The 24,544-nt window shown below is 68.5% G+C and carries 15 protein-coding genes and 3 rRNA genes; 11 read left to right on the top strand and 7 right to left on the bottom strand.

The genetic code is table 11. From position 1 onward, the window contains the following. Nucleotides 1-121: 121 nt before the first annotated feature. Complete coding sequence (locus ACSYGO_RS20515; RefSeq protein WP_426677836.1) at nucleotides 122-1,099, top strand: cation diffusion facilitator family transporter; 978 nt, start codon at nucleotides 122-124, stop codon at nucleotides 1,097-1,099. Nucleotides 1,100-1,265: 166 nt separating this feature from the next. On the opposite strand, the gene lepB is transcribed toward ACSYGO_RS20515, so the two are convergent. Then, nucleotides 1,266-2,012: a signal peptidase I gene (gene lepB / locus ACSYGO_RS20510; protein WP_460387213.1), complete on the bottom strand. Its 747-nt coding sequence runs from the start codon at nucleotides 2,010-2,012 to the stop codon at nucleotides 1,266-1,268. 392 nt (nucleotides 2,013-2,404) lie between these two features. On the opposite strand from lepB, the gene ahcY reads away from it, so the two are divergent. Both ahcY and ACSYGO_RS20500 read left to right on the top strand, forming a co-directional pair. Continuing rightward, a complete protein-coding gene (ahcY, locus tag ACSYGO_RS20505; protein WP_426677838.1) occupies nucleotides 2,405-3,862 on the top strand; it encodes an adenosylhomocysteinase in 1,458 nt (485 codons plus the stop codon). Nucleotides 3,863-3,962: 100 nt separating this feature from the next. Continuing rightward, entirely contained in the window at nucleotides 3,963-4,607 is a 645-nt protein-coding gene (locus ACSYGO_RS20500; RefSeq protein WP_432174276.1) for a hypothetical protein, read from the top strand. Nucleotides 4,608-4,683: 76 nt separating this feature from the next. Here ACSYGO_RS20500 and ACSYGO_RS20495 read toward each other — a convergent pair whose 3' ends face one another. After that, on the bottom strand, nucleotides 4,684-5,763 hold the full coding sequence (locus ACSYGO_RS20495) for an RDD family protein (RefSeq protein ID WP_460387212.1): 1,080 nt from the start codon (nucleotides 5,761-5,763) through the stop codon (nucleotides 4,684-4,686). 119 nt (nucleotides 5,764-5,882) lie between these two features. Between ACSYGO_RS20495 and ACSYGO_RS20490 the strand changes: the two genes are divergently transcribed. The 4 genes from ACSYGO_RS20490 to rrf all read left to right on the top strand — a co-directional run bounded on the left by ACSYGO_RS20490 (nucleotide 5,883) and on the right by rrf (nucleotide 12,641). Beyond that, nucleotides 5,883-6,890, top strand: a complete 1,008-nt coding sequence (locus ACSYGO_RS20490) for a stage II sporulation protein M (RefSeq protein WP_426677841.1) — start codon at nucleotides 5,883-5,885, stop codon at nucleotides 6,888-6,890. 589 nt (nucleotides 6,891-7,479) lie between these two features. Beyond that, a 16S ribosomal RNA gene (locus tag ACSYGO_RS20485) occupies nucleotides 7,480-9,005 on the top strand. 313 nt (nucleotides 9,006-9,318) lie between these two features. Further along, nucleotides 9,319-12,438 (top strand): 23S ribosomal RNA (locus tag ACSYGO_RS20480). 86 nt (nucleotides 12,439-12,524) lie between these two features. Further along, a 5S ribosomal RNA gene (gene rrf, locus ACSYGO_RS20475) occupies nucleotides 12,525-12,641 on the top strand. The 16S, 23S and 5S rRNA genes sit together here, the layout of an rRNA operon. Nucleotides 12,642-12,768: 127 nt before the next feature. Here rrf and ACSYGO_RS20470 read toward each other — a convergent pair. From ACSYGO_RS20470 to ACSYGO_RS20450, 5 genes are read right to left on the bottom strand one after another with little or no spacing between them, the layout of a single operon-like run. Next, entirely contained in the window at nucleotides 12,769-14,079 is a 1,311-nt protein-coding gene (locus tag ACSYGO_RS20470; protein WP_426675399.1) for a DUF58 domain-containing protein, read from the bottom strand. Next, complete coding sequence (locus tag ACSYGO_RS20465; RefSeq protein WP_426675544.1) at nucleotides 14,079-15,068, bottom strand: AAA family ATPase; 990 nt, start codon at nucleotides 15,066-15,068, stop codon at nucleotides 14,079-14,081. Before ACSYGO_RS20465 ends, ACSYGO_RS20470 begins: the two co-directional genes overlap by 1 nt. Continuing rightward, a complete protein-coding gene (locus ACSYGO_RS20460) occupies nucleotides 15,068-16,258 on the bottom strand; it encodes a DUF4350 domain-containing protein (RefSeq protein ID WP_460387211.1) in 1,191 nt (396 codons plus the stop codon). The genes ACSYGO_RS20465 and ACSYGO_RS20460 overlap by 1 nt, the downstream gene beginning before the upstream one ends. Beyond that, nucleotides 16,255-16,971, bottom strand: coding sequence for a DUF4129 domain-containing protein (locus tag ACSYGO_RS20455; protein ID WP_460387210.1), 717 nt, complete (start codon nucleotides 16,969-16,971; stop codon nucleotides 16,255-16,257). Before ACSYGO_RS20455 ends, ACSYGO_RS20460 begins: the two co-directional genes overlap by 4 nt. Before the next feature lie 34 nt (nucleotides 16,972-17,005). Beyond that, nucleotides 17,006-18,403: a glycerophosphoryl diester phosphodiesterase membrane domain-containing protein gene (locus tag ACSYGO_RS20450; RefSeq protein WP_460387209.1), complete on the bottom strand. Its 1,398-nt coding sequence runs from the start codon at nucleotides 18,401-18,403 to the stop codon at nucleotides 17,006-17,008. A gap of 140 nt (nucleotides 18,404-18,543) precedes the next feature. Here ACSYGO_RS20450 and mtnA point away from each other — a divergent pair, with 140 nt between their 5' ends. Genes mtnA through ACSYGO_RS20430 form a run of 4 tightly spaced genes read left to right on the top strand, consistent with a single transcriptional unit; the run spans nucleotide 18,544 to nucleotide 24,301 of the window. After that, nucleotides 18,544-19,689 (top strand): S-methyl-5-thioribose-1-phosphate isomerase, encoded by a 1,146-nt coding sequence (gene mtnA, locus ACSYGO_RS20445; RefSeq protein ID WP_432172227.1) that lies wholly within the window; start codon nucleotides 18,544-18,546, stop codon nucleotides 19,687-19,689. Between the two features lie 8 nt (nucleotides 19,690-19,697). Next, the gene (gene mtrA, locus ACSYGO_RS20440) at nucleotides 19,698-20,387 is read left to right on the top strand and encodes a two-component system response regulator MtrA (protein WP_015659998.1); all 690 of its coding nucleotides are present in this window, start codon (nucleotides 19,698-19,700) and stop codon (nucleotides 20,385-20,387) included. 1 nt (nucleotide 20,388) lies between these two features. Beyond that, the gene (mtrB, locus tag ACSYGO_RS20435) at nucleotides 20,389-22,473 is read left to right on the top strand and encodes an MtrAB system histidine kinase MtrB (protein ID WP_426675404.1); all 2,085 of its coding nucleotides are present in this window, start codon (nucleotides 20,389-20,391) and stop codon (nucleotides 22,471-22,473) included. Next, complete coding sequence (locus ACSYGO_RS20430) at nucleotides 22,463-24,301, top strand: LpqB family beta-propeller domain-containing protein (RefSeq protein ID WP_432172225.1); 1,839 nt, start codon at nucleotides 22,463-22,465, stop codon at nucleotides 24,299-24,301. Before mtrB ends, ACSYGO_RS20430 begins: the two co-directional genes overlap by 11 nt. The last annotated feature ends 243 nt before the right edge of the window (nucleotides 24,302-24,544 follow it).

Genomic DNA, 24,544 nt, shown 5'->3' with positions numbered 1-24,544 from the left:
CCGCACCCCTGCGGCACCGGGCTGCAACAATGGCCCACCGCAAAGGGCGGGCAAAGCCCGGACCGGGGTACGAGGGTACGGACCGGGACCCGGACGGCGTACGAAGGGACAGCAGGAGCACATGAGCGCTTCAGGCGGCACCAAAGCGATCGTGGCGGCACTCGGCGCCAACCTCGCGATCGCGGCATCGAAGTTCGTGGCGTTCGCCTTCAGCGGCTCGTCCTCGATGCTCGCCGAGGGCGTCCACTCGCTCGCCGACTCCGGCAACCAGGCCCTGCTGCTCATAGGCGGCAAGAAGGCGCAGCGCGAGGCGACCCCGCAGCACCCCTTCGGCTACGGCCGTGAGCGCTACATCTACGCCTTCCTCGTCTCGATCGTCCTCTTCTCGGTCGGCGGCATGTTCGCCGTCTACGAGGGCTACGAGAAGATCAAGCACCCGCACGAGCTGGAGCACTGGTACTGGCCGGTGGGCGTCCTGGTGTTCGCCATCATCGCGGAGAGCTTCTCCTTCCGTACGGCCATCAAGGAGTCCAACGAACTGCGCGGCGGGCTGTCCTGGGCGCAGTTCGTCCGCCGCGCCAAGGCCCCCGAGCTGCCGGTGGTCCTCCTGGAGGACTTCGGCGCGCTCATCGGTCTCGTCCTCGCCCTCGGCGGTGTCGGCCTGGCCCTGCTCACCGGCGACGGCATCTGGGACGGCATCGGCACGGTCTGCATCGGTGTCCTGCTCATCCTGATCGCCCTGGTCCTCGCGGCCGAGACCAAGTCCCTCCTGCTCGGCGAGGCCGCGGGCGTCGAGGACGTCAAGAAGATCGAGGCCGCGATCGTCGACGGCCGCACGGTCACCGGCGTCATCCACATGCGCACGCTCCACCTCGGCCCCGAGGAGCTGCTGGTCGCCGCGAAGGTCGCCGTCGAGCACGACGACACCGCGGCCCAGGTGGCCTCCGCGATCGACGCCGCCGAGGCCCGTATCCGCACCGCCGTCCCGATCGCCCGCGTGATCTACCTGGAGCCGGACATCTACAGCGAGGCGGAGGCGGCGAAGGGTGCCGACCCCGAGGCGACCCCCGGCGGCCCGGCCCACCCGGTCGAGCACTGACCTTCACCCCTGTGGCGCCGGGCCCGTCCGGGCGCCGGGGCCCCCAAACGCTCGCACGCCGCGGGGCCCGCCTGAGATTCCAGGCGGGCCCCGCGGCCGTTCGCGTCCGGCTCTTCCCGGCTCCGCGTCTCCTCGACGCCGCTGTTCCTCGACGCTCCCCGGCCGGTCAGCCCATGCCACCGGGGGCGCCCGGGCCACTCATGCCGCCGGGGCCGCCCGTGCCGCCGGGGCCGCCTGTGCCGCCGTACACGGCCCACGGCGGCATGGGCGGTACCGCACGGGCCCGCCGCCGCACGACGAACGCCGCGATCCCGACGCCCACACCCGCCAGCGCGACGGGCACCCCGAGCACCCCGGCCCCCGCCAGCGCCAGGGGCAACGCCCGGTCCTCGGTCACCCGGGCCTGGACGGCACCGACGGGCACCGTCCCGCCGTGGTCGTCCGGGAAGAACCGGGAGTCCCGCGAGTTCAGGCGGTGATCACCGAGGAGGAACAGCCGGCCTTCGGGCACCTTCACGTCGTACCGCTGGTGCGTCCCGTCCGCGATCCCGTCCTTGACGTACGGCTCGTCGAGCGGCTTCCCGTTCACCGTGATCCGCTCGTCCGCACCCTCGCCGTCACAGCACACCACCCGGTCGCCGCCGACCCCGATGACGCGCTGCAGGACGCTGCCCGAGAAGGAGTAGCGCTCCGGCGCCCGGAACAGCACCACGTCACCACGTCGCACCTCGCTCCCGTCGATCCGCTCGAACACGAGCCGCTCGCCGACGGTGTAGGTGGGCGCCATGCTGTCGCTGCGCACCTGAGTCGTCGTGAACGCCGTACGCGCGGCCAGCACCGACCCGAGCACCAACACCAGCCCCAATGGCCCCAACACCCACGCCGTGATCGTCAGCCCTCGCCCCTTGCGCACCGCGCCACCCTCCAGCCCCACCCCGCACGGAATCTCCGCGCGCAGAGGCTAGCCGTCGCTCCGCCACGAGCGGCCACCGACCGGCCCCTCACCCTGGGCGGACGTCCCCCGGCCGCCTCCCCGCACCGGCCGGATCCGTACCCATGAGGCCCCGTCCGTCCGGAGGCGGACTGGGGCGAGCCCCGCCCACCGGTGTAGCTTTGTGGCTGAGCCAGACGTCGCTGCTGATGGCGGTCGGGCGGTCCCACCGCGGACCGGCCGAGGGAGAGAGGGCCTCCGACGGACTGCGCTGCGCGCACCGGACACACCTGTGTCCAGCCGGGCATCCCTGTGCCCGTCGGCGCGCAGACCAGCCCTATCCACCTCGCCCCGACACCGAGGAGCAGCCCGTAATGACGACTGTCGACAACCGACAGGACTTCAAGGTCGCCGACCTCTCCCTGGCCGACTTCGGCCGCAAGGAGATCACCCTCGCCGAGCACGAGATGCCCGGCCTGATGTCGATCCGCAAGGAGTACGCCGAGGCGCAGCCCCTCGCGGGCGCCCGCGTCACCGGCTCCCTGCACATGACGGTGCAGACCGCCGTCCTCATCGAGACCCTGGTCGCCCTCGGCGCCGAGGTCCGCTGGGCCTCATGCAACATCTTCTCCACCCAGGACCACGCCGCCGCCGCCATCGCGGTCGGCCCGAACGGCACGCCCGAGAACCCGCAGGGCGTCCCGGTCTTCGCCTGGAAGGGCGAGACCCTGGAGGAGTACTGGTGGTGCACGGAGCAGGCGCTGACCTGGCCGAACAGCCCCACCGGCGGCCCGAACATGATCCTCGACGACGGTGGTGACGCCACCCTCCTCGTCCACAAGGGCGTCGAGTACGAGAAGGACGGCAAGGTCCCCTCGGTCGACACCGCCGAGTCCGACGAGCACCGCGTCATCCTCGAACTCCTGCACCGCACCATCACCGACGGCTCGCAGAAGTGGACCCAGCTCGCCTCGGAGATCCGCGGCGTGACCGAGGAGACCACGACCGGCGTCCACCGCCTGTACGAGATGCACCGCGACGGCACCCTGCTGTTCCCGGCGATCAACGTGAACGACGCCGTCACCAAGTCGAAGTTCGACAACAAGTACGGCTGCCGCCACTCCCTGATCGACGGCATCAACCGCGCCACCGACACCCTCATCGGCGGCAAGACCGTCGTCGTCTGCGGCTACGGCGACGTGGGCAAGGGCTGCGCGGAGTCCCTGCGCGGCCAGGGCGCCCGCGTGATCATCACCGAGATCGACCCGATCTGCGCCCTGCAGGCGGCGATGGACGGCTACCAGGTCACGACCCTCGACGAGGTCATCGACAAGGCCGACATCTTCGTCACCACGACGGGCAACAAGGACATCATCATGGCCGCGGACATGGCCAAGATGAAGCACCAGGCGATCGTCGGCAACATCGGTCACTTCGACAACGAGATCGACATGGCCGGCCTCGCCAAGATCCCCGGCATCGTCAAGGACGAGGTCAAGCCGCAGGTCCACACCTGGAAGTTCCCCGACGGCAAGGTCATCATCGTGCTGTCCGAGGGCCGCCTGCTGAACCTGGGCAACGCGACCGGACACCCGTCCTTCGTGATGTCCAACTCGTTCGCGGACCAGACGCTGGCCCAGATCGAGCTGTTCACCAAGCCGGAGTCGTACCCGACCGACGTCTACACGCTGCCCAAGCACCTGGACGAGAAGGTCGCCCGCCTCCACCTCGACGCGCTCGGCGTGAAGCTGACGACGCTGCGCCCCGAGCAGGCCGCGTACATCGGTGTCGAGGTCGAGGGCCCGTACAAGTCGGACCACTACCGCTACTGAGCACCCCCGCCGAGCAGCGGTACCACCGCTCGGCGTACGGATGTCAGCAGGCCCTCGCCGTCACGGCGGGGGCCTGTCCCCGATGAGGACCTGAACGCCCATGCCCCGCGGCCGATATTCGCTCCATGATCCGCACGACCACACCCCCCTCGGCGAAGAACACTTCCACTGCGCGCCCGGCCCCTCCGGCTGGCGCTACGTCGCTCAACGCACCACCCCCTCGGACAGCGGGACCGCGCCCGGCCCCCACCACAGCGAGGTCACCGGTTCCGTCGACCTCGCCCTCGACGAACTCGGCCGGCCCATCCGTCTCGAACTCCACGCCGCGGGCTGGCAGGTCCGCGGCGCCGCCCTCGACGGGGTGACCTGGGTCCGCACCGACCCCACCGGCGCGGAGGCCACCGAAGGCAATGTCCGCGCGCACGCCTTCACTGGAACCTCTCCCGCGTTCCTCGTCGCCACCGCCCGTCTCCTTCGCCTCACCCCCTCGGCCCCGGCGACCCGCGTACGCCTCGTCGCCTTCACCGACCCCGTCCTCGCCCCACGCACCCTCGACCAGTCCTGGGCTTTGATCGCAAGCGAAGCACACGCCACTGACAGCGGCCCCCTGATCGTGGACGAATACCAGGTCACGGCCCTGGACACGGGGGAACAGCACTCCGTGCACATCGCGGGAGACGTGGTCCTCGCGGCGCCCGGCATCGAGCTGGAGCACCTCGAAACGCCGCCGTCGGTCTTCACCTGACGGCGACGTGTTCACCTGACGACGGCGGTCCACCAGTCGGCCGCAGGTTCGTCCCACGACCGACGCGTCGTGACTGCTAGGCGGGCGGCACGAATCCTGTCGCGGAAGGACCTGCCTCCTGGTTCCGGTCGTGCCCGTCCCGGAGGTCGGGCCGGTCGGGCCGGTCGGGCCGGTGGGCCTGAGGAACGGCGGCCGGTTGCGCCGGCCTCGGCGTCTGCCGCGAAGACACGTCCTGGCTCCCGGAAGCCGTCGGCGCATACGGCTGGGCAGGAGCGTAGGGCTGCGGCGCGGCGTAGGGCGGGGGAGCACCGTGAGGCCCGGCGCCCGGTGCCCGCACCACGGGTCCGGACGCTCCCGGCGCCCCGGCCGGGTATGTGCCGGCACCCGGCTGCGCGATCCCGGCCGCCCCACCACCGAACGTCCGCCGGACCTCCCGCGCCTGCCGCTCCTGCACCACCGCCGCCAGATACGCGGCCGGCGGCACACCCTGCGGCGCCGGAGTCCCCGTACGCGCGGCGACATCGGACGCCAGCCGCTCCGCCATGGCCCAGCCGACCTGCGGATCCAGCTGCTGCATCCGCGTCAGGTACTGGCGGACGGCCAGCCACAACCCGTCCGGAACGGCGGACAGGTCGAGCTCGGCGAACCGTCCCGCGAGCCACGGCGGCGGCGGAGGCACGTACGGCATGTGCCCCACCGGGATCCGCTCCCGGACCACGAGGGTCCCCGCGAACACGTCACCCAGCCGACGCCCCCGCTCCGACACCAGCGAGGCGATGCACGCGACGATCCCGAACGTCATCAGGATCTCGACCACACCCACCGCCCCGCGCACCAACGCGTGCCGGAACCGGATCGGGCCCCCGTCGTCACGCACCACCCGCAAGCCGCACGCCAGCTTCCCCAGCGAACGGCCGTGGCTCAGCGTCTCCACCGCGATCGGCCCGCCCACCAGTACCAGCAGGAAGGCGGCGATCGAGACCGCGATCTGCGCCGCGTCGTCCAGCGTGGCCGTCGACGCGATCAGACCGATCGTGACGACGACATAGACGGCGATCGCCACCGCCAGGTCCAGCAGTACGGCCAGCGCCCGGCTCGGCAGTTTGGCGGGGCGCAACTCCAGCGCGACCGCCTCACCCGTCACTAGCTCACTCACGCCCGTCGTCCTTCCCCTGGCCTGCCCCGAGAACGGCCAGTCTGCCAAGCTGAGGTCACATCGCGCCGCAGTACCACCAGCTGACCCCCACGACGAGCAGCCGAGGAGCAGCCAACCCGATGGACCTCGACGTCTTCGTGTCCGCCCACCGCGCCGAGTGGGACAGGCTGGACGCCCTGCTGCGCCGCCAGCGCCGCCTGAACGGAGCAGAGGCCGACGAACTCGTCGCCCTGTACCAGCGCACCGCCACCCACCTCTCCCTGATCCAGTCCAGCGCCCCGGACCCGCAGCTCACCGGCCGCCTCAGCCAACTGGTGGCACGCGCGCGCAGCGCGGTGACGGGCACCCGCCGGGCATCCTGGCGCGACGTCACCCGCTTCCTGACGCACGGTTTCCCGGCGGCGGTCTACCGCTCGCGTCACTGGTGGGTCCCCACGGCCCTCCTGTCCATCCTGGTCGCGGCCCTCCTGGGGTGGTGGATCGGCACTCACCCCGAGGTCCAGTCGTCCATCGCGGCGCCGAGCGAGCTGCGCGACCTCACCCGCCCAGGCGGCCAGTACGAGACGTACTACTCCAGCCACCCCGCCGCCTCCTTCGCGGCCCAGGTGTGGACGAACAACGCGCAGGCCGCCGCGATGTGCCTGGTCCTGGGCGTCTTCCTGGGCATACCGGTGCTCTGGATCCTCTTCCAGAACATGCTCAACCTCGGCGTCGGCATCGGCCTCATGTCCTCCGCCGGCCGCCTCGACACCTTTCTGGGACTCGTCCTTCCGCACGGCCTTCTCGAACTGACCGCAGTCTTCGTCGCCGCGGGTACCGGACTGCGGCTCGGCTGGACCGTGATCGATCCCGGGCCCCGGACGCGTCGAACGGCGCTCGCCGAGGAGGGACGAGCAGCCTTGGGGATGGCGATAGGCCTGGCGCTGATTCTGTTCGTGTCGGGAGCCATCGAAGGCTTCGTCACCCCGTCCGGCCTTCCCACCTGGGCCCGAATAGGCATGGGAATCGCCGCTGAGCTGGCGTTCCTCGCGTACGTCTATGTTCTGGGCGGACGCGCGGCACGCGCCGGCGACACGGGCGACGTCGACGAGTCCGAGCGCAGCGCCACGCTGCCGACGGCCGCCTGATGTGCGGACACCCCCGCTGACCTGCTAGTCTCCTCTTCGCTCCACAGGAGCCGTTGACACGGAACCAGTGGGGAGGTAGATTCGAACAGTTGCCTAGAACTGGACATGTGCCGGTGGCAGCAGCTAGTCTCTGCTTGCTTCTCGAGACATCGATTTCGAAGAAGCCACCCCCGATGATTCAGAAATGGCCGCCGGTCAGTCCGGCCCAAAACTTCTGATAAAGTCGGAACCGCCGGAAAGGGAAACGCGAAAGCGGGAACCTGGAAAGCACCGAGGAAATCGGATCGGAAAGATCTGATAGAGTCGGAAACGCAAGACCGAAGGGAAACTGCCCGGAGGAAAGCCTGAGAGAGTCTCTCGGGTGAGTACAAAGGAAGCGTCCGTTCCTTGAGAACTCAACAGCGTGCCAAAAATCAACGCCAGATATGTTGATACCCCGTCTCCAGTCATTCGGCTGGGGCGAGGTTCCTTTGAAAAAGTCCTGCCGGGCACTGCCTGGCAGGCGCACAGCGAGGACGCTGTGAACCGAGGGGATCATTCCTCTCCTTGGTTCCGCTCTCGTGGTGTTCGACCGGATTACCGGTAAACATTCACGGAGAGTTTGATCCTGGCTCAGGACGAACGCTGGCGGCGTGCTTAACACATGCAAGTCGAACGATGAAGCCCTTCGGGGTGGATTAGTGGCGAACGGGTGAGTAACACGTGGGCAATCTGCCCTTCACTCTGGGACAAGCCCTGGAAACGGGGTCTAATACCGGATACGACCTGCCGAGGCATCTCGGCGGGTGGAAAGCTCCGGCGGTGAAGGATGAGCCCGCGGCCTATCAGCTTGTTGGTGAGGTAGTGGCTCACCAAGGCGACGACGGGTAGCCGGCCTGAGAGGGCGACCGGCCACACTGGGACTGAGACACGGCCCAGACTCCTACGGGAGGCAGCAGTGGGGAATATTGCACAATGGGCGAAAGCCTGATGCAGCGACGCCGCGTGAGGGATGACGGCCTTCGGGTTGTAAACCTCTTTCAGCAGGGAAGAAGCGAAAGTGACGGTACCTGCAGAAGAAGCGCCGGCTAACTACGTGCCAGCAGCCGCGGTAATACGTAGGGCGCAAGCGTTGTCCGGAATTATTGGGCGTAAAGAGCTCGTAGGCGGCTTGTCGCGTCGGTTGTGAAAGCCCGGGGCTTAACCCCGGGTCTGCAGTCGATACGGGCAGGCTAGAGTGTGGTAGGGGAGATCGGAATTCCTGGTGTAGCGGTGAAATGCGCAGATATCAGGAGGAACACCGGTGGCGAAGGCGGATCTCTGGGCCATTACTGACGCTGAGGAGCGAAAGCGTGGGGAGCGAACAGGATTAGATACCCTGGTAGTCCACGCCGTAAACGGTGGGCACTAGGTGTTGGCGACATTCCACGTCGTCGGTGCCGCAGCTAACGCATTAAGTGCCCCGCCTGGGGAGTACGGCCGCAAGGCTAAAACTCAAAGGAATTGACGGGGGCCCGCACAAGCAGCGGAGCATGTGGCTTAATTCGACGCAACGCGAAGAACCTTACCAAGGCTTGACATACGCCGGAAAACCCTGGAGACAGGGTCCCCCTTGTGGTCGGTGTACAGGTGGTGCATGGCTGTCGTCAGCTCGTGTCGTGAGATGTTGGGTTAAGTCCCGCAACGAGCGCAACCCTTGTTCTGTGTTGCCAGCATGCCCTTCGGGGTGATGGGGACTCACAGGAGACTGCCGGGGTCAACTCGGAGGAAGGTGGGGACGACGTCAAGTCATCATGCCCCTTATGTCTTGGGCTGCACACGTGCTACAATGGCAGGTACAAAGAGCTGCGAAGCCGCGAGGCGGAGCGAATCTCAAAAAGCCTGTCTCAGTTCGGATTGGGGTCTGCAACTCGACCCCATGAAGTCGGAGTTGCTAGTAATCGCAGATCAGCATTGCTGCGGTGAATACGTTCCCGGGCCTTGTACACACCGCCCGTCACGTCACGAAAGTCGGTAACACCCGAAGCCGGTGGCCCAACCCCTTGTGGGAGGGAGCTGTCGAAGGTGGGACTGGCGATTGGGACGAAGTCGTAACAAGGTAGCCGTACCGGAAGGTGCGGCTGGATCACCTCCTTTCTAAGGAGCACTTCTTACCGAGTCCTTCGGGACGAGGTCAGAGGCCAGTACATCGGCGAACGTCCGATGCTGGTTGCTCATGGGTGGAACGTTGATTATTCGGCACTCTTGACTGTCTTCTCCTTCTAGTACTGCTCTTCGGGGCGTGGAACGAATGAGGGAAGCAGCGAGGGTGTCGGGCACGTTGTTGGGTGTCTGAGGGTACGGCCGTATGGCTGCCTTCAGTGCCGGCCCCAGTGAACTTGCCTTGTAGGGCAGGGTGATGGGTGGTTGGTCGTTGTTTGAGAACTGCACAGTGGACGCGAGCATCTGTGGCCAAGTTTTTAAGGGCGCACGGTGGATGCCTTGGCACCAGGAACCGATGAAGGACGTGGGAGGCCACGATAGTCCCCGGGGAGTCGTCAACCAGGCTTTGATCCGGGGGTTTCCGAATGGGGAAACCCGGCAGTCGTCATGGGCTGTCACCCGCTGCTGAACACATAGGCAGTGTGGAGGGAACGCGGGGAAGTGAAACATCTCAGTACCCGCAGGAAGAGAAAACAACCGTGATTCCGGGAGTAGTGGCGAGCGAAACCGGATGAGGCCAAACCTCAAGCGTGTGAGACCCGGCAGGGGTTGCGCTTGGGGGGTTGTGGGATCTCTCTTCTGTCGTCTGCCGGCGACAGGACGAGTCAGAAACCGTTGATGTAGGCGAAGGACATGCGAAAGGTCCGGCGTAGAGGGTAAGACCCCCGTAGTCGAAACGTCAGCGGCTCGTTTGAGAGACACCCAAGTAGCACGGGGCCCGAGAAATCCCGTGTGAATCTGGCGGGACCACCCGCTAAGCCTAAATATTCCCTGGTGACCGATAGCGGATAGTACCGTGAGGGAATGGTGAAAAGTACCGCGGGAGCGGAGTGAAATAGTACCTGAAACCGTGTGCCTACAAGCCGTGGGAGCGTCGGGCAAGCACTTGTGCTTGCCTCGTGACTGCGTGCCTTTTGAAGAATGAGCCTGCGAGTTTGCGGTGTGTTGCGAGGTTAACCCGTGTGGGGAAGCCGTAGCGAAAGCGAGTCCGAATAGGGCGATTTAGTAGCGCGCTCAAGACCCGAAGCGGAGTGATCTAGCCATGGGCAGGTTGAAGCGGCTGTAAGAGGTCGTGGAGGACCGAACCCACCAGGGTTGAAAACCTGGGGGATGACCTGTGGTTAGGGGTGAAAGGCCAATCAAACTCCGTGATAGCTGGTTCTCCCCGAAATGCATTTAGGTGCAGCGTCGTGTGTTTCTTGCCGGAGGTAGAGCACTGGATAGGCGATGGGCCCTACCGGGTTACTGACCTTAGCCAAACTCCGAATGCCGGTAAGTGAGAGCGCGGCAGTGAGACTGTGGGGGATAAGCTCCATGGTCGAGAGGGAAACAGCCCAGAGCATCGACTAAGGCCCCTAAGCGTACGCTAAGTGGGAAAGGATGTGGAGTCGCACAGACAACCAGGAGGTTGGCTTAGAAGCAGCCACCCTTGAAAGAGTGCGTAATAGCTCACTGGTCTAGTGATTCCGCGCCGACAATGTAGCGGGGCTCAAGCGTACCGCCGAAGTCGTGTCATTGCAGCAAGAGGGCCAACGCCCGCTGTGATGGGTAGGGGAGCGTCGTGTGCCGGGTGAAGCCGCGCCGGAAGGCAGTGGTGGACGGTTCACGAGTGAGAATGCAGGCATGAGTAGCGATACACACGTGAGAAACGTGTGCGCCGATTGACTAAGGGTTCCTGGGTCAAGCTGATCTGCCCAGGGTAAGTCGGGACCTAAGGCGAGGCCGACAGGCGTAGTCGATGGATAACCGGTTGATATTCCGGTACCCGCTGTGAAGCGTCAAACATCGAACCAGGCGATGCTAAGTCCGTGAAGCCGCCCCGGAGCCTTCGGGCAAAGGGGAGTGGTGGAGCCGACGGACCAGACCTGTAGTAGGTGAGTGATGGGGTGACGCAGGAAGGTAGTCCATCCCGGGCGGTGGTTGTCCCGGGGTAAGGGTGTAGGCCGTGCGATAGGTAAATCCGTCGCACTTGTGGCTGAGACCTGATGCCGAGCCGATTGTGGTGAAGTGGATGATCCTATGCTGTCGAGAAAAGCCTCTAGCGAGTTTCATGGCGGCCCGTACCCTAAACCGACTCAGGTGGTCAGGTAGAGAATACCGAGGCGTTCGGGTGAACTATGGTTAAGGAACTCGGCAAAATGCCCCCGTAACTTCGGGAGAAGGGGGGCCATGTCTGGTGATGAGTCTTGCACTCTGAGCTGGGTGTGGCCGCAGAGACCAGCGAGAAGCGACTGTTTACTAAAAACACAGGTCCGTGCGAAGCCGTAAGGCGATGTATACGGACTGACGCCTGCCCGGTGCTGGAACGTTAAGGGGACCGGTTAGTCACTCTTCGGGGTGGCGAAGCTGAGAACTTAAGCGCCAGTAAACGGCGGTGGTAACTATAACCATCCTAAGGTAGCGAAATTCCTTGTCGGGTAAGTTCCGACCTGCACGAATGGCGTAACGACTTCTCGACTGTCTCAACCATAGGCCCGGTGAAATTGCACTACGAGTAAAGATGCTCGTTTCGCGCAGCAGGACGGAAAGACCCCGGGACCTTTACTACAGTTTGATATTGGTGTTCGGTTCGGCTTGTGTAGGATAGGTGGGAGACTTTGAAGCGGCAGCGCCAGCTGTTGTGGAGTCGTCGTTGAAATACCACTCTGGTCGTGCTGGATGTCTAACCTGGGTCCGTGATCCGGATCAGGGACAGTGTCTGATGGGTAGTTTAACTGGGGCGGTTGCCTCCCAAAGGGTAACGGAGGCGCCCAAAGGTTCCCTCAGCCTGGTTGGCAATCAGGTGTTGAGTGTAAGTGCACAAGGGAGCTTGACTGTGAGACCGACGGGTCGAGCAGGGACGAAAGTCGGGACTAGTGATCCGGCGGTGGCTTGTGGAAGCGCCGTCGCTCAACGGATAAAAGGTACCCCGGGGATAACAGGCTGATCTTCCCCAAGAGTCCATATCGACGGGATGGTTTGGCACCTCGATGTCGGCTCGTCGCATCCTGGGGCTGGAGTCGGTCCCAAGGGTTGGGCTGTTCGCCCATTAAAGCGGTACGCGAGCTGGGTTTAGAACGTCGTGAGACAGTTCGGTCCCTATCCGCTGTGCGCGTAGGAGTCTTGAGAAGGGCTGTCCCTAGTACGAGAGGACCGGGACGGACGAACCTCTGGTGTGCCAGTTGTCCTGCCAAGGGCATGGCTGGTTGGCTACGTTCGGGAGGGATAACCGCTGAAAGCATCTAAGCGGGAAGCCTGCTTCGAGATGAGGACTCCCACCCACTTGATGGGGTAAGGCTCCCAGTAGACGACTGGGTTGATAGGCCAGATCTGGAAGCGCCGTAAGGCGTGGAGGTGACTGGTACTAATAGGCCGAGGGCTTGTCCTCAGTTGCTCGCGTCCACTGTGTTGGTTCTGAAACCACGAACAACCCCGTACAGGTCACGTACGGTGCGGTTGACAGTTTCATAGTGTTTCGGTGGTCATAGCGTGAGGGAAACGCCCGGTTACATTCCGAACCCGGAAGCTAAGCCTTACAGCGCCGATGGTACTGCAGGGGGGACCCTGTGGGAGAGTAGGACGCCGCCGAACTAATATTGAAGAAAACCCCTGTACCGGGATACCGGTACAGGGGTTTTCTGCGTTTACGGTGACTTCTTGCAGCGGCTTCTTGGATTGCGGTGGGCCCCTCGGATCGAGGGGCCCTTTTTGTTTGCGGTCAGAGCCGGCCGGCTGCCTTGAGGGCCAGATAGGCGTCGGCAAGAGCCGGGGCGAGGTCTTCCGGGGGAGCATCGACGACGGTGACACCGTGGCGTTGCAGCTGTTCCGCGGTGCGATGGCGTTCCGCCTGGGCCTGAGCCGCGGACGCAGCCGCGTACACCGCCTCGGGGTTTCCCCTCGACGCCGCCATTCGGGCGACGTACGGATCTGCCACGGACGCCACCAGGACCGTATGCCGCTGGGTGAGGCGTGAGAGCACGGGAAGCAGGCCCTCCTCGATGGGGGCCGCGTCGAGGCTCGTCAGCAGGACGATGAGGGAACGGCGCGGAGCCGTGCGCAGTGCTGTGGCGGTGAGGCCGCGTGCGTCGGTCTCGACGAGTTCCGGTTCCAGGGTCGACATCGCGTTGACCAGGGACGGGAGGAGCTCGCCGGACGCGCGGCCCTGGACGAGCGCACGTACGCGGCGGTCGTACGCGAGGAGGTCCACACGGTCACCGGCGCGGGATGCCAGGGCCGCGAGCAGGAGGGCCGCGTCCATGGAGGCGTCCAGGCGCGGTGCGTCGCCGACCCGGCCGGCGGAGGTGCGGCCGGTGTCGAGGACCAGAAGGATGTGCCGGTCGCGTTCGGGACGCCAGGTGCGGACGGCGACCGTGGAATGGCGGGCCGTGGCGCGCCAGTCGATGGAACGGGTGTCGTCGCCGGGGACGTATTCGCGAAGGCTGTCGAACTCCGTGCCCTCGCCGCGGGTCAGCACGCTGGTTCGGCCGTCGAGTTCGCGGAGCCGGGCCAGTTTGGACGGCAGGTGCTTGCGGCTGGTGAAGGGAGGCAGGACGCGCACGGTCCACGGGACCTGGTGGCTGCCCTGTCGCGCGTAGAGACCGAGAGGGCCGTACGAGCGGATCGTGACGCGGTCGGCCTGGCGGTCACCACGGCGGGTGGGGCGCAGCCGGGTCGTCAGACGGCGTCGCTCGCCGGGCGGGACGGTGAGGCGGTGACGCGAGGCGGCCGTCTCGGTGCCCGGCTCCCAGCTGCTCGGCGGCCATGCGTCACGGAGGCGGGCGCGCAGGGGGCGACCGGACGGGTTGGTGACGGTGAGCGTGACGTCCGCTGTCTCGCCGAGGCGTACGGAGGTGTCGCCCGAGCGGGTCAGGCCGAGACGCCGTACGGGTGCCGCCAGTACGGCGTCGCAGGCGCAGGCCAGGGCCAGCGGGGCGTTCACGGCGAGGATGCCCGGCCAGCTCGGCTCCAGGATGCCGACGGGCAGTGAGCCGATGGCCGCCAGGAGGGCGGTGCGTCCGGTGAGTGCCATCAGCGGGGGACGGGGACGTGGGCGAGGATCGCGTTGATGACGGAGTCGGCCGTGACGCCCTCCATCTCCGCTTCGGGGCGCAGTTGGATGCGGTGGCGGAGAGTGGGCAGGGCCAGGGCCTTCACGTCGTCGGGGATGACGTAGTCGCGGCCGGTCAGCCACGCCCAGGCGCGGGCGGTGGCGAGGAGGGCGGTCGCGCCACGGGGGGACACACCGAGCGTGAGGGACGGCGACTCGCGGGTGGCGCGGCAGATGTCCACCACGTAGCCGGTGATCTCGGGGGAGACGGCGGTCTTGGCGACGGCGGTCCGCGCGGCTTCCAGGTCCGCGGGGCCCGCCACGGGGCGTACGCCGGCGGCGCGCAGGTCGCGCGGGTTGAAGCCCTCGGCGTGACGGGTGAGGACGTCGATCTCGTCCTGGCGGGACGGGAGAGGGATCGTCAGTTTGAGGAGGAAGCGGTCCAGTTGGGCTTCGGGGAGCGGGTAGGTGCCCTCGTACTCGACGGGGTTCTGGGTCGCGGCGACGAGGAACGGGTCGGGGAGTGGGCGTGGGGTGCCGTCGACCGTGACCTGGCGCTCCTCCATCGCTTCGAGGAGGGACGACTGTGTCTTGGGCGGGGTGCGGTTGATCTCGTCGGCCAGGAGGAGGTTGGTGAAGACCGGGCCGGGCTGGAAGGAGAACTCGGCGGTGCGGGCGTCGTAGACGAGGGAGCCGGTGACGTCGCTGGGCATCAGGTCCGGAGTGAACTGGACCCGCTTGGTGTCGAGATCGAGTGCGGATGCCAGCGCGCGGACGAGCAACGTTTTGGCGACCCCGGGGACTCCTTCAAGGAGAACGTGTCCGCGGCAGAGGAGGGCGACGACGAGGCCGGTCACGGCGGGGTCCTGGCCGACCACAGCTTTGGCGATCTCGGCCCGCAGGGCCTCCAGGGAGGTGCGGGCGGTGCCCGGATCCCCGGCGTACCCGGCGTTGTCAGTGGTCGGGTCCATCATGAACGGCGTACCTCTCTTTCGAGGGCGTCGAGTTGGTCGGCGAGGGAGACGAGGGCCGCGTCGTCGTGGGGCGGCGGCCCGAAGAGGAGGGGGTGCAGGGTCCGGCCGTCGCCCTGGAGGTGGGCGGACAGGGCGGGGAGCAGGGCTTCGGGCGCGTGCGCCTGAGCGGGGGGCACGCCCACGAGGGGGGAGAGGCGGGTGCGCGTGGTGGAGCGCAGGGCCGCCGCGGCACGGTCGCGGGCGTCGGCCTTGCGGTAGAGGCGGGCGCGGCCTTCGACGGTTTCGGAGGCGCGGATCGCGACGGGGAGTCGTTCGGGCACGAGGGGGCCCAGTCGTCGTGCCCGCCAGAGGGCGGCCAGGGCCGCCGCGATGAAGAGTTGCAGCGTGCCCCACAGCCAGCCGGAGGGGAGCAGGTCGAAGAAGCCCTGGTCGCCGGTGTCGGTGACCGAGTCGTCGGAGAGCGAGGGGAGGTACCAGACCAAGTGGGAGCGGGAACCGAGCAGTTGGAGGACGAGCGAGGCGTTGCCCTGCTCGTCGAGGCGATCGTTGTAGAAGATGTCGGGGGCGCCGAGGACGACGGTGTCGCCGCTCCCGGAGGCCGCCGGGATGCGCAGCAGCGTGGGCAGGCCGTCGCTGGGGTAGCACCTGTCGGCGTCGCGGGCGGGTGTGGTGTAGCGGACGCCGCCCGTGTCGGCGCTGCCCGCTCTCCTGGCCGCGGGCAGGGCGCAGTCGGGGGAGAGCGTCGAGTCGAAGCTGACCGCGGGGTCGGCGCTGACCTGGGGGGCCAGGGTGCCGACGGAGGGCGATCCCGGGGAGACGAGGACGGTGCGGCCGCCGGAGCTCGCTGTCGCCGCGTGCAGGAGCCTCTGCTGACGTTCGGTCAGCAGGTCGGGGGCGGCGATCAGGAGCGTGGTGTCGGCACCGGCCGCTGCTCGGGCCTCGTCCAGGGTGGTGACCACGCGCGTGGAGACACCCCGGTCGGCGAGGAGTTCGGCGACGGCGCGACTGCCGTAGGGATCGGCGGAGCGCGGATCGAGGCGGCCGTGCTGGGCGTCCGAGCGGACCACGGCGATCGCGATCGCGGCGGCCAGCAGGAGCACGGCGGCGAGCAGGATGCCCCGGCCGCGCGTCCACACCTGGCGGGCGGTGGGCGACACCGAGGTGGACGGGAGGGTGGCCTCCGTCATGAGGCGGCCCCCTGGCGGTCGTTGTGGGCCGTGCTCAGCGCGCTGCTGGTGAGGACCGGCTTGGTGCGCTCCAGTTCGCCGTCGAGTTCGGTGAGGCGGTGGTACACGCGCGTGTCGACGGCCCTGCCGCCGTATGTGACGTCGTCGAAGTCCCGCGCCGCGGTGCGCAGTCGGTCCGTGTGGGCGGGCAGGGCGCGGCCGGCTTCCGCGGCTGCCTCGTCCGCCGTGCGGCCGGGACGTGGTTCGAGGAGGGCGCGTTCCTCCAGGGAGCGGACGATGGCGCGCATCCGTTCCTGGACGGCCTGGTTCCAGTGGCCCTGGGCGGCGTGCGCCTCGGCGGCGGCCCGGTGCTCCGCGGCGCTCTTGGGGCGGTCGTCGAACAGCGCGGCGGACGACGTGGGGGTGCGGCGGGGGGTGCCCAGGCGCCACCACAGGGCGGCCACGACCGCGACCACCGCCAGCAGGATGACGACCAGTCCGAGTGCTCCGCCGGGTGTCGCGGAGGAGGCGGCACTGAACAGTTCGTCGACCCACTTCCAGAAGGCGTTCAGGGCGCGCTGGACCAGGCTGGGTTCGTTCTCGTGGTACATCCGCTTGGACAGCTCGCGTCTGGCCGCCTCCCGCGCGGGATCGCGAGGCGTCGTCACGGGTGGTTCGTCGCCGCGCGGCAGCGCGAGGACGCCGGCGGCGCCGGTGTGCGGCAGTGCGAGCACCGCAGTGAGAACTCCCCCCGCCGGGCTCACCGCATCAGCTCCCCGAGGTGGTGCCGGTCGAGTTCGAGCCGTGGTTCTCGACGTCGGCGGCGCGGGCCAGGTCGAGGTCGAGGGCCTCGCGGCGAATGCGCTGGTCGATGTAGAGGAGGACGGTGACGCCGGCCGTGATCGGGAAGGTCAGCATGGACCCGATCACCGAGCCGATGCCGCTGACGATGAGGAACGTCCAGCCGAGGTCGCCGCCGCTGGTGTCGAGGAAGCTGCTCATGCCGTCGCCGCTGAGCGCGGCGGCGAGGAGCGCGAAGGGGATCACGACGATCGACGCCACGATGTTCGCGATGATCGTGGCGAGCAGCTGGATGCCGAAGACCCGCCACCAGGAGCCGCGCACGAGCTTCGAGGAGCGGCGCATCGACTTCACGATGCTCTGCTTCTCCAGCATCAGGGCGGGAGAGGCGAGCGAGAAGCGGATCATCAGCCAGAGGGCGACGACACCCATGCCGAGTCCGCCGAGGACGGCGAGTGCGGCGCCCGCGTCACCCGCGCCGGCCAGGGCGGCGAGCAGACCGGGCAGTGTGCCGATGCCGACGACCACGAGGGCGATGAGCGGCAGCAGGAAGGTCAGGCCGAACAGCTTCGGCAGCTGAGGGCGGGCGTCGTGCCACGCCTCGGCCGTCGTCACCGACTTGCCGAGCACCGCGCGGCTGGTCACGGACGTGAGCAGCGCCGTGGCGACGATGGTGCCGAGCAGCGTGATGAGCAGGACGACACCGGAGCTCAGCAGGGTGTCGCCGAGGGCACGGCTCAGCTCGCCGACCGTGGCGCTCGGGTCGTTGAGGACGTCCGTGTCGGAGGTGTCGTCCAGGACGAAGCCCTGGAGCAGGATGACCGCGATCTCGGTGACGACGGCGACGGCGAGCGAGATGCCGAGGACGGTGCGCCAGTAGGTGCGCATCGTGGAGACCGCGCCGTCGAGGATCTCGCCGACGCCGAGGGGGCGCAGCGGGATCACGCCGGGCTTGGCGGCGGGGGGCGGACCGCCCCAGTTGCCTCCCCAGCCGGCGGGACCGCCGGGTCCGCCGGCTCCGCGACCGGGTCCTCCCCAGCCGCCGTACCCGCCGCCCTGGCCTCCGTGGCCGCCGGTTCCGGCGGGGGGACGTCCGCCCCAGCCCTGCGCGGGCGACGGTGGCGGCGGTGGGGCCTGGCCTGGGCCCTGCGGGCTGGGAGCGGACCACTGGCCGGGCGGGGGCTGCTCCTTGGACCACTTCGAGGGCTGCTCCGGCTGGTCCGTGCCGCCTTGGTCCGTGCCGCCTTGGTCCGTGCCGCCTTGGTCCGAGGGCTTGTCCGTGGGCTGCGTGGTGCCGGACGAATCCGGCTCCTGCCCGTCGGAGGGGGCAGATCCGGGCGAGGCCCAGCCCGGAGTGTCGTTCATCGTCGCTCCTTCACGGTGCCCGTCCGCGGTCGCGGCGGCAGCTTGGCAGCCATCGTGCCACGGTGCGCTCGGCAAGGGACCGGCCGCCGTATGGGCTGCACACCTTCAATTGTCCGCCCGGTACGGGGCAGACTGGGCGGATGGCTGATCAGTACGCGCAATCCCGCGAGGACAGCGGGTCGACGGACATACCCGCGATCCGCTGGGACGAGCCCCCCGAAGGCCCCGTACTGGTGCTTCTCGACCAGACGAGACTGCCGGCCGAAGAAGTCGAGCTGGTGTGCACCGACGCGCCCGCCCTGGTGGAGGCGATCCGCACGCTCGCCGTGCGCGGGGCGCCGCTGCTCGGCATCGCCGGGGCGTACGGCGTCGCGCTCGCCGCCGCGCGCGGCTTCGACGTGGACGAGGCCGCCGCGGCGCTGGCCGGGGCGCGGCCCACGGCGGTGAACCTCGCCGTCGGTGTGCGCCGGGCACAGGCCGCGTACCGGGCCGCGCTGGTCGGCGGCGGTGATCAGGAGCAGGCCGCGGCGGCGGCGCTCGCGGCGGCGCGGGCGCTGCACCAGGAGGACGCCGTGGCCAGCGCGCGGATGGCCGGTCTCGGGCTGGCACTGCTGGACGAGCTGCTGCCGGGCGGCGGGCACCGGATCCTGACGCACTGCAACACCGGTGCGCTGGTGTCCGGTGGCGAGGGGACGGCGTTCGCGGTGGCGCTCGCGGCGCACCGGACAGGGAAGCTGCGACGGCTGTGGGTGGACGAAACGCGTCCGTTGCTGCAAGGTGCTCGCCTGACGGCGTACGAGGCGGCGCGCAACGAGATGGCGTACACCTTGCTCACGGACAACGCGGCGGGGTCGCTGTTCGCGGGCGGCGAGGTGGACGCGGTACTGATCGGTGCGGACCGGATCGCGGCCGACGGTTCGGTGGCGAACAAGGTGGGGAGCTATCCGCTCGCGGTGCTGGCGCGGTACCACCACGTGCCGTTCATCGTGGTGGCGCCGCTGACGACGGTGGATCCGGACACCCCGGACGGAGCATCCATCGAGGTCGAGCAGCGCGCCGGTCATGAAGTGACTGAGGTCACAGCACCGCTGGTGCCGGTGGCGGGAGTGGAAGCGGGAGGCGGGATGCCGGTGGCACCCCTGGGGACCCAGGCGTACAACCCGGCGTTCGACGTGACGCCGCCCGAGTTGGTGACGGCGATCGTCACCGAAGAGGGCGTCGTGTCGCCCGTGACGGCTGAGGCGCTTGCTGAGCTGTGTGACAGGTCACGCCAGGTAACGATTTAGTTAATGGGATGATGTCGTTTATGAAGGGACGAGTCCTTGTCGTCGATGACGACACCGCACTGGCCGAGATGCTCGGCATCGTGTTGCGTGGCGAAGGTTTTGAGCCGTCTTTCGTAGCCGACGGCGACAAGGCGCTGGCCGCTTTCCGTGAGACCAAGCCCGATCTGGTGCTTCTGGACCTGATGCTGCCCGGCCGGGACGGCATCGAGGTGTGCCGCCTGATCAGGGCGGAGTCCGGGGTGCCGATCGTGATGCTCACGGCGAAGAGCGACACCGTCGATGTGGTGGTCGGCCTCGAGTCGGGTGCCGACGACTACATCGTGAAGCCGTTCAAGCCAAAGGAGCTGGTGGCGCGGATCCGGGCGCGGCTGCGCCGTTCGGAGGAGCCGGCGCCCGAGCAGCTGGCCATCGGTGACCTCGTCATCGACGTCGCCGGTCACTCTGTGAAGCGGGACGGCCAGTCGATCGCGCTGACGCCGCTGGAGTTCGATCTCCTGGTGGCGCTGGCCCGCAAGCCGTGGCAGGTGTTCACCCGTGAGGTCCTGCTGGAGCAGGTGTGGGGCTACCGCCACGCGGCGGACACCCGCCTGGTCAACGTGCACGTACAGCGGCTGCGCTCCAAGGTCGAGAAGGACCCGGAGCGGCCGGAGATCGTGGTGACCGTCCGTGGTGTCGGTTACAAGGCCGGACCGAGCTGACATGTCCCGGGACAGTGTCGCTTCGGCGCCCGGCGAGTCGGGGGTCCGTTCGGGGCGGCCTGTCGGCCGGAAGATGACGGGCTCGGGCTGGGGACGGTTCATGGAGGGCGGGCTGCTGCAGGGCGGAGTCCAGGGCAGCCCGGTCCTTCGGTTGTTCATGCGCTGGGTGCGCCGTCCGCTGCTGCCCGTGATGCGGCTGTGGCGGCGCAACATCCAGCTCAAGATCGTCGTCACGACGCTGCTGATGTCGCTCGGTGTCGTGCTGCTGCTCGGCTTCGTCGTCATCGGGCAGGTCCGCAACGGCCTGCTCGACGCCAAGGTGAAGGCGTCGCAGAGCCAGGCCACGGGTGGTTTCTCGGTGGCCAAGCAGAAGGCGGACGCCGCGGTGACCGCCGATGGTGACGACGGTTCGAATGCGGACGGCCGTCCGTCGAAGAACGTCGGCCAGTGGATGAGCGACCTCGTGGTGTCCCTGTCCAGTGGTGGCCAGGGCGCCTTCGACGTGGTGACGCTCAGCTCCAGCGCGGCCGGCGGCGGCGCGGGACTGGGCCCGCGCTACTCGGGCAACGTCGACCCGACGGTGAGCGTGCCGGTGTCCCTGCGCGAGCGGCTGGACAGCAACACGCTCGCGGCCCAGAGCTATACGCGTGTCGTCTACAAGGACGGCAGGCCGTCGCAGCCGGCGCTGGTCATCGGCAAGCAGGTCAACGACCCGAACGGAGACCCGTACCAGCTCTACTACCTCTTCCCGCTGACGCAGGAGGAGAAGTCGCTGAGCCTGGTCAAGGGGACGCTGGCGACGGCCGGTCTGTTCGTCGTGGTGCTCCTCGGGGCGATCGCGTGGCTCGTGGTGCGCCAGGTCGTCACGCCGGTGCGGATGGCCGCCGGGATCGCCGAGCGGCTGTCCGCGGGGCGCCTCCAGGAACGTATGAAGGTCACCGGCGAGGACGACATCGCACGCCTCGGCGAGGCCTTCAACAAGATGGCCCAGAATCTGCAGCTGAAGATCCAGCAGCTGGAGGACCTGTCGCGGATGCAGCGGCGGTTCGTGTCCGACGTGTCGCACGAGCTGCGTACGCCGCTGACCACCGTGCGGATGGCGGCCGACGTCATCCACGAGGCGCGGGTGGACTTCGACCCGGTGACGGCGAGGTCCGCGGAGCTGCTGGCCGACCAGCTGGACCGGTTCGAGTCGCTGCTCGCGGACCTGCTGGAGATCAGCCGGTTCGACGCGGGCGCGGCGGCGCTGGAGGCCGAGCCGATAGACCTCCGGGAGGTCGTGCGCCGTGTGGTCAGCGGTGCCGAGCCGCTCGCCGAACGCAAGGGCACGCACATACGCGTGATCGGCGACCAGCAGCCGGTGGTCGCCGAGGCGGACGCCCGGCGCGTGGAGCGGGTGCTGCGCAACCTCGTCGTCAACGCCGTGGAGCACGGCGACGGCAAGGACGTGATCGTCAAGCTCGCCTCGGCGGGCGGGGCGGTCGCGATCGCCGTCCGCGACTACGGCGTCGGGCTCAAGCCCGGCGAGGCGACCCGGGTCTTCAGCCGCTTCTGGCGGGCCGACCCGGCACGCGCGCGTACCACCGGCGGAACGGGCCTCGGGCTGTCCATCGCCCTGGAGGACGCGCGGCTGCACGGTGGCTGGCTCCAGGCGTGGGGCGAGCCGGGCGGCGGTTCGCAGTTCCGGCTCACACTGCCGCGGACCGCGGACGAACCGCTCAGGGGGTCGCCGATACCGCTGGAGCCCAAGGACTCGCGGCGCAACCGGGGACTCAACGACGCAGGTCTGCCGCTCGGCGGCAACGGCAAGCTGGCCACGGTGCCGGTGCAGCAGCAGGCGCGCACCAGCGCGTCGTCCGCGGCACCGTCGCGTGGCCCGATAGTGCCGCGCATGGCCGGGGCGTCGCCCACGGCCGACCCGACGGCGCTGCCCGGCAGCGGCTCACGGGTGGTGCCGAGGCCGTCCGGATCGGTGCGGCGCCAGGACGACGCGCCGACGGACGGCGAGCGGATCGGGCAGGAGCGGGGGCGGGACGGCGCTGAGCCGGAGGAACTCGGGCATGGGGAGGCATTTCGTGGGCGTTGACCGCGAGGGGAGCGGTGGTCGTCGACGTCCGGTTCGGGTGGGGGCGTATGCCTGCTGTGGTGCCCTGCTGCTCGCCGGGTGCGCGTCGATGCCGGACAGCGGGGACCTGCGCGGCGTCGAGTCCACGCCGAGGCAGGACTCGCAGGTCCGTGTCTACGCGATGCCGCCCAGGGACGACGCCCAGCCCGCGGAGATCGTGCAGGGCTTCCTGGAGGCGCTGACGAGCGACGACGCGAAGTACGAGACGGCGCGCAAGTACCTGACGGAGAGCGCCGGCAAGGTGTGGGACCCGTACCGGTCCACGACGGTCCTCACGGACGCGCCGAACCCGGACTCGGGCAATGCCGGGAACCGCGACGGCGCGGACGGCAGCTCCGTGTACCGGCTCAGCGGCAGCAAGGTCGCCACGGTGGACGAGCAGCACGCGTACTCGCCCGATTCCGGCACCTACAGCAAGACGGTGCACCTCACGCGGCTCAAGGACACCAAGCAGTGGCGCATCGACGGGCTGCCGCAGGGCGTGGTGATGGGCAAGTCAGACTTCCAGCGCAACTACGTGTCGATCAACAAGTACTACTACACGTCGAACTCGAACTCCGGGGCCGGCGGCCCGCTGGGGACCGTCGCCGACCCGGTCTACGTGCGTGAGCAGGTGGACCCGATGACCCAGATGGTCCGGGCGCTCCTGAAGGGCCCCACGCGCTGGCTGGACCCGGTCGTCAGGTCGAGCTTCCCCTCGGGCACGGAGCTGAAGAAGGGCGTCAAGTCGCTGTCGCCCGACGACCGCAACAGGGTCACCGTGCCGCTGAACCACAAGGCGGACCACGTCGGACGGTCCCAGTGCACGAGGATGGCCGCCCAACTCCTTTTCACCTTCCAGGACCTGACGCCCACCGGTGTGGACGAGGTGGAGCTGCAGAAGTCGGACGGATCGCAGCTGTGCGTGCTCACGGAGAACCAGGCCGGGAGCGTCGCCCTGCACGGTACGGGGCACCGCCCCGAGTACCAGTACTTCATCGACGACAAGCAGCGGCTCGTGCGGATGCCCAACGGCGACAAGAAGCCCGAGCCGGTGCCGGGTGCGCTCGGCGAGGGCGACAAGAAGCTGCGGGCGGCGGCGGTGTCGCGGGACGAGAGCAGCGCGGCCGGGGTGTCGACCGACGGGAGTTCCCTGTACGTCGGGTCGCTCGTGTCGGGCGGTTCGCTCGGTGAGGCGGTGCTGCACAGCGCGGGCCGCACGGAGGACGACCGGCTGACGACGCCCAGCTGGGACGGACGGGGCGACCTGTGGGTGGCCGACCGTGACCCGAAGAAGCCCCGGCTGCTTCTGCTGCGCAAGGGCGAGGGTGAGCCGCTGACGGTCGAGACACCGAGCCTCGACGGTCGCGTCGAGGCGGTGCGCGTGGCCGCCGACGGGGTGCGGATCGCGTTGATCGTCGAGAAGGACGGGAAGAGCTCGCTGCAGATCGGACGCATCGTCCGGGACACCAGCGGTGACCAGCCCACCGTGTCGATCCTCGAACCCCGCTCCGTGGCGCCTCAGCTGGAGGAGGTCACGGCGATGTCGTGGGCCGGGGACAGCCGGCTCGTGGTCATCGGACGCGAGCAGGGCGGCGTCCAGCAGATGCGGTACGTCCAGGTCGACGGCTCGGCCCCGGTGGGCACGGCGCCCTCGACGCTGACGGGCGTCAAGGAGATCGCCGCGTCCGAGGACGAGCGGCTGCCGCTGGTGGCGCACTCGGAGGAGGACGGCATCGTGCGGCTCTCGTCCGGGGAGCAGTGGCAGAAGGTCGTCAAGGACGGGACGGCGCCGGTCTATCCCGGATAGGGGCCGGTCTGTCCCGGACAGGGCTCCCCTCTTGCCGGACGGCGCGCAGAGCCGCCCGGCGTCCGTGGGGTCGCGTACGGAGCCGCCGGGCCTCCGCCCGGCGGCTCGCGAAGCCGACAGGCGTCCGTCCGACCGCGCGGAGCTGCCGGCGGCCTCCGCCCGGCGGCGGGCGTCGGCATGTCTACGCCGGACGTGTACCGGCAGCCCGGCCCCGTGCGGTGTCCACCGGCAGGCCTCTGCCCC

This window comes from Streptomyces krungchingensis (assembly GCF_054729265.1).
This window is presented reverse-complemented; position numbering and strand designations above follow the sequence as displayed.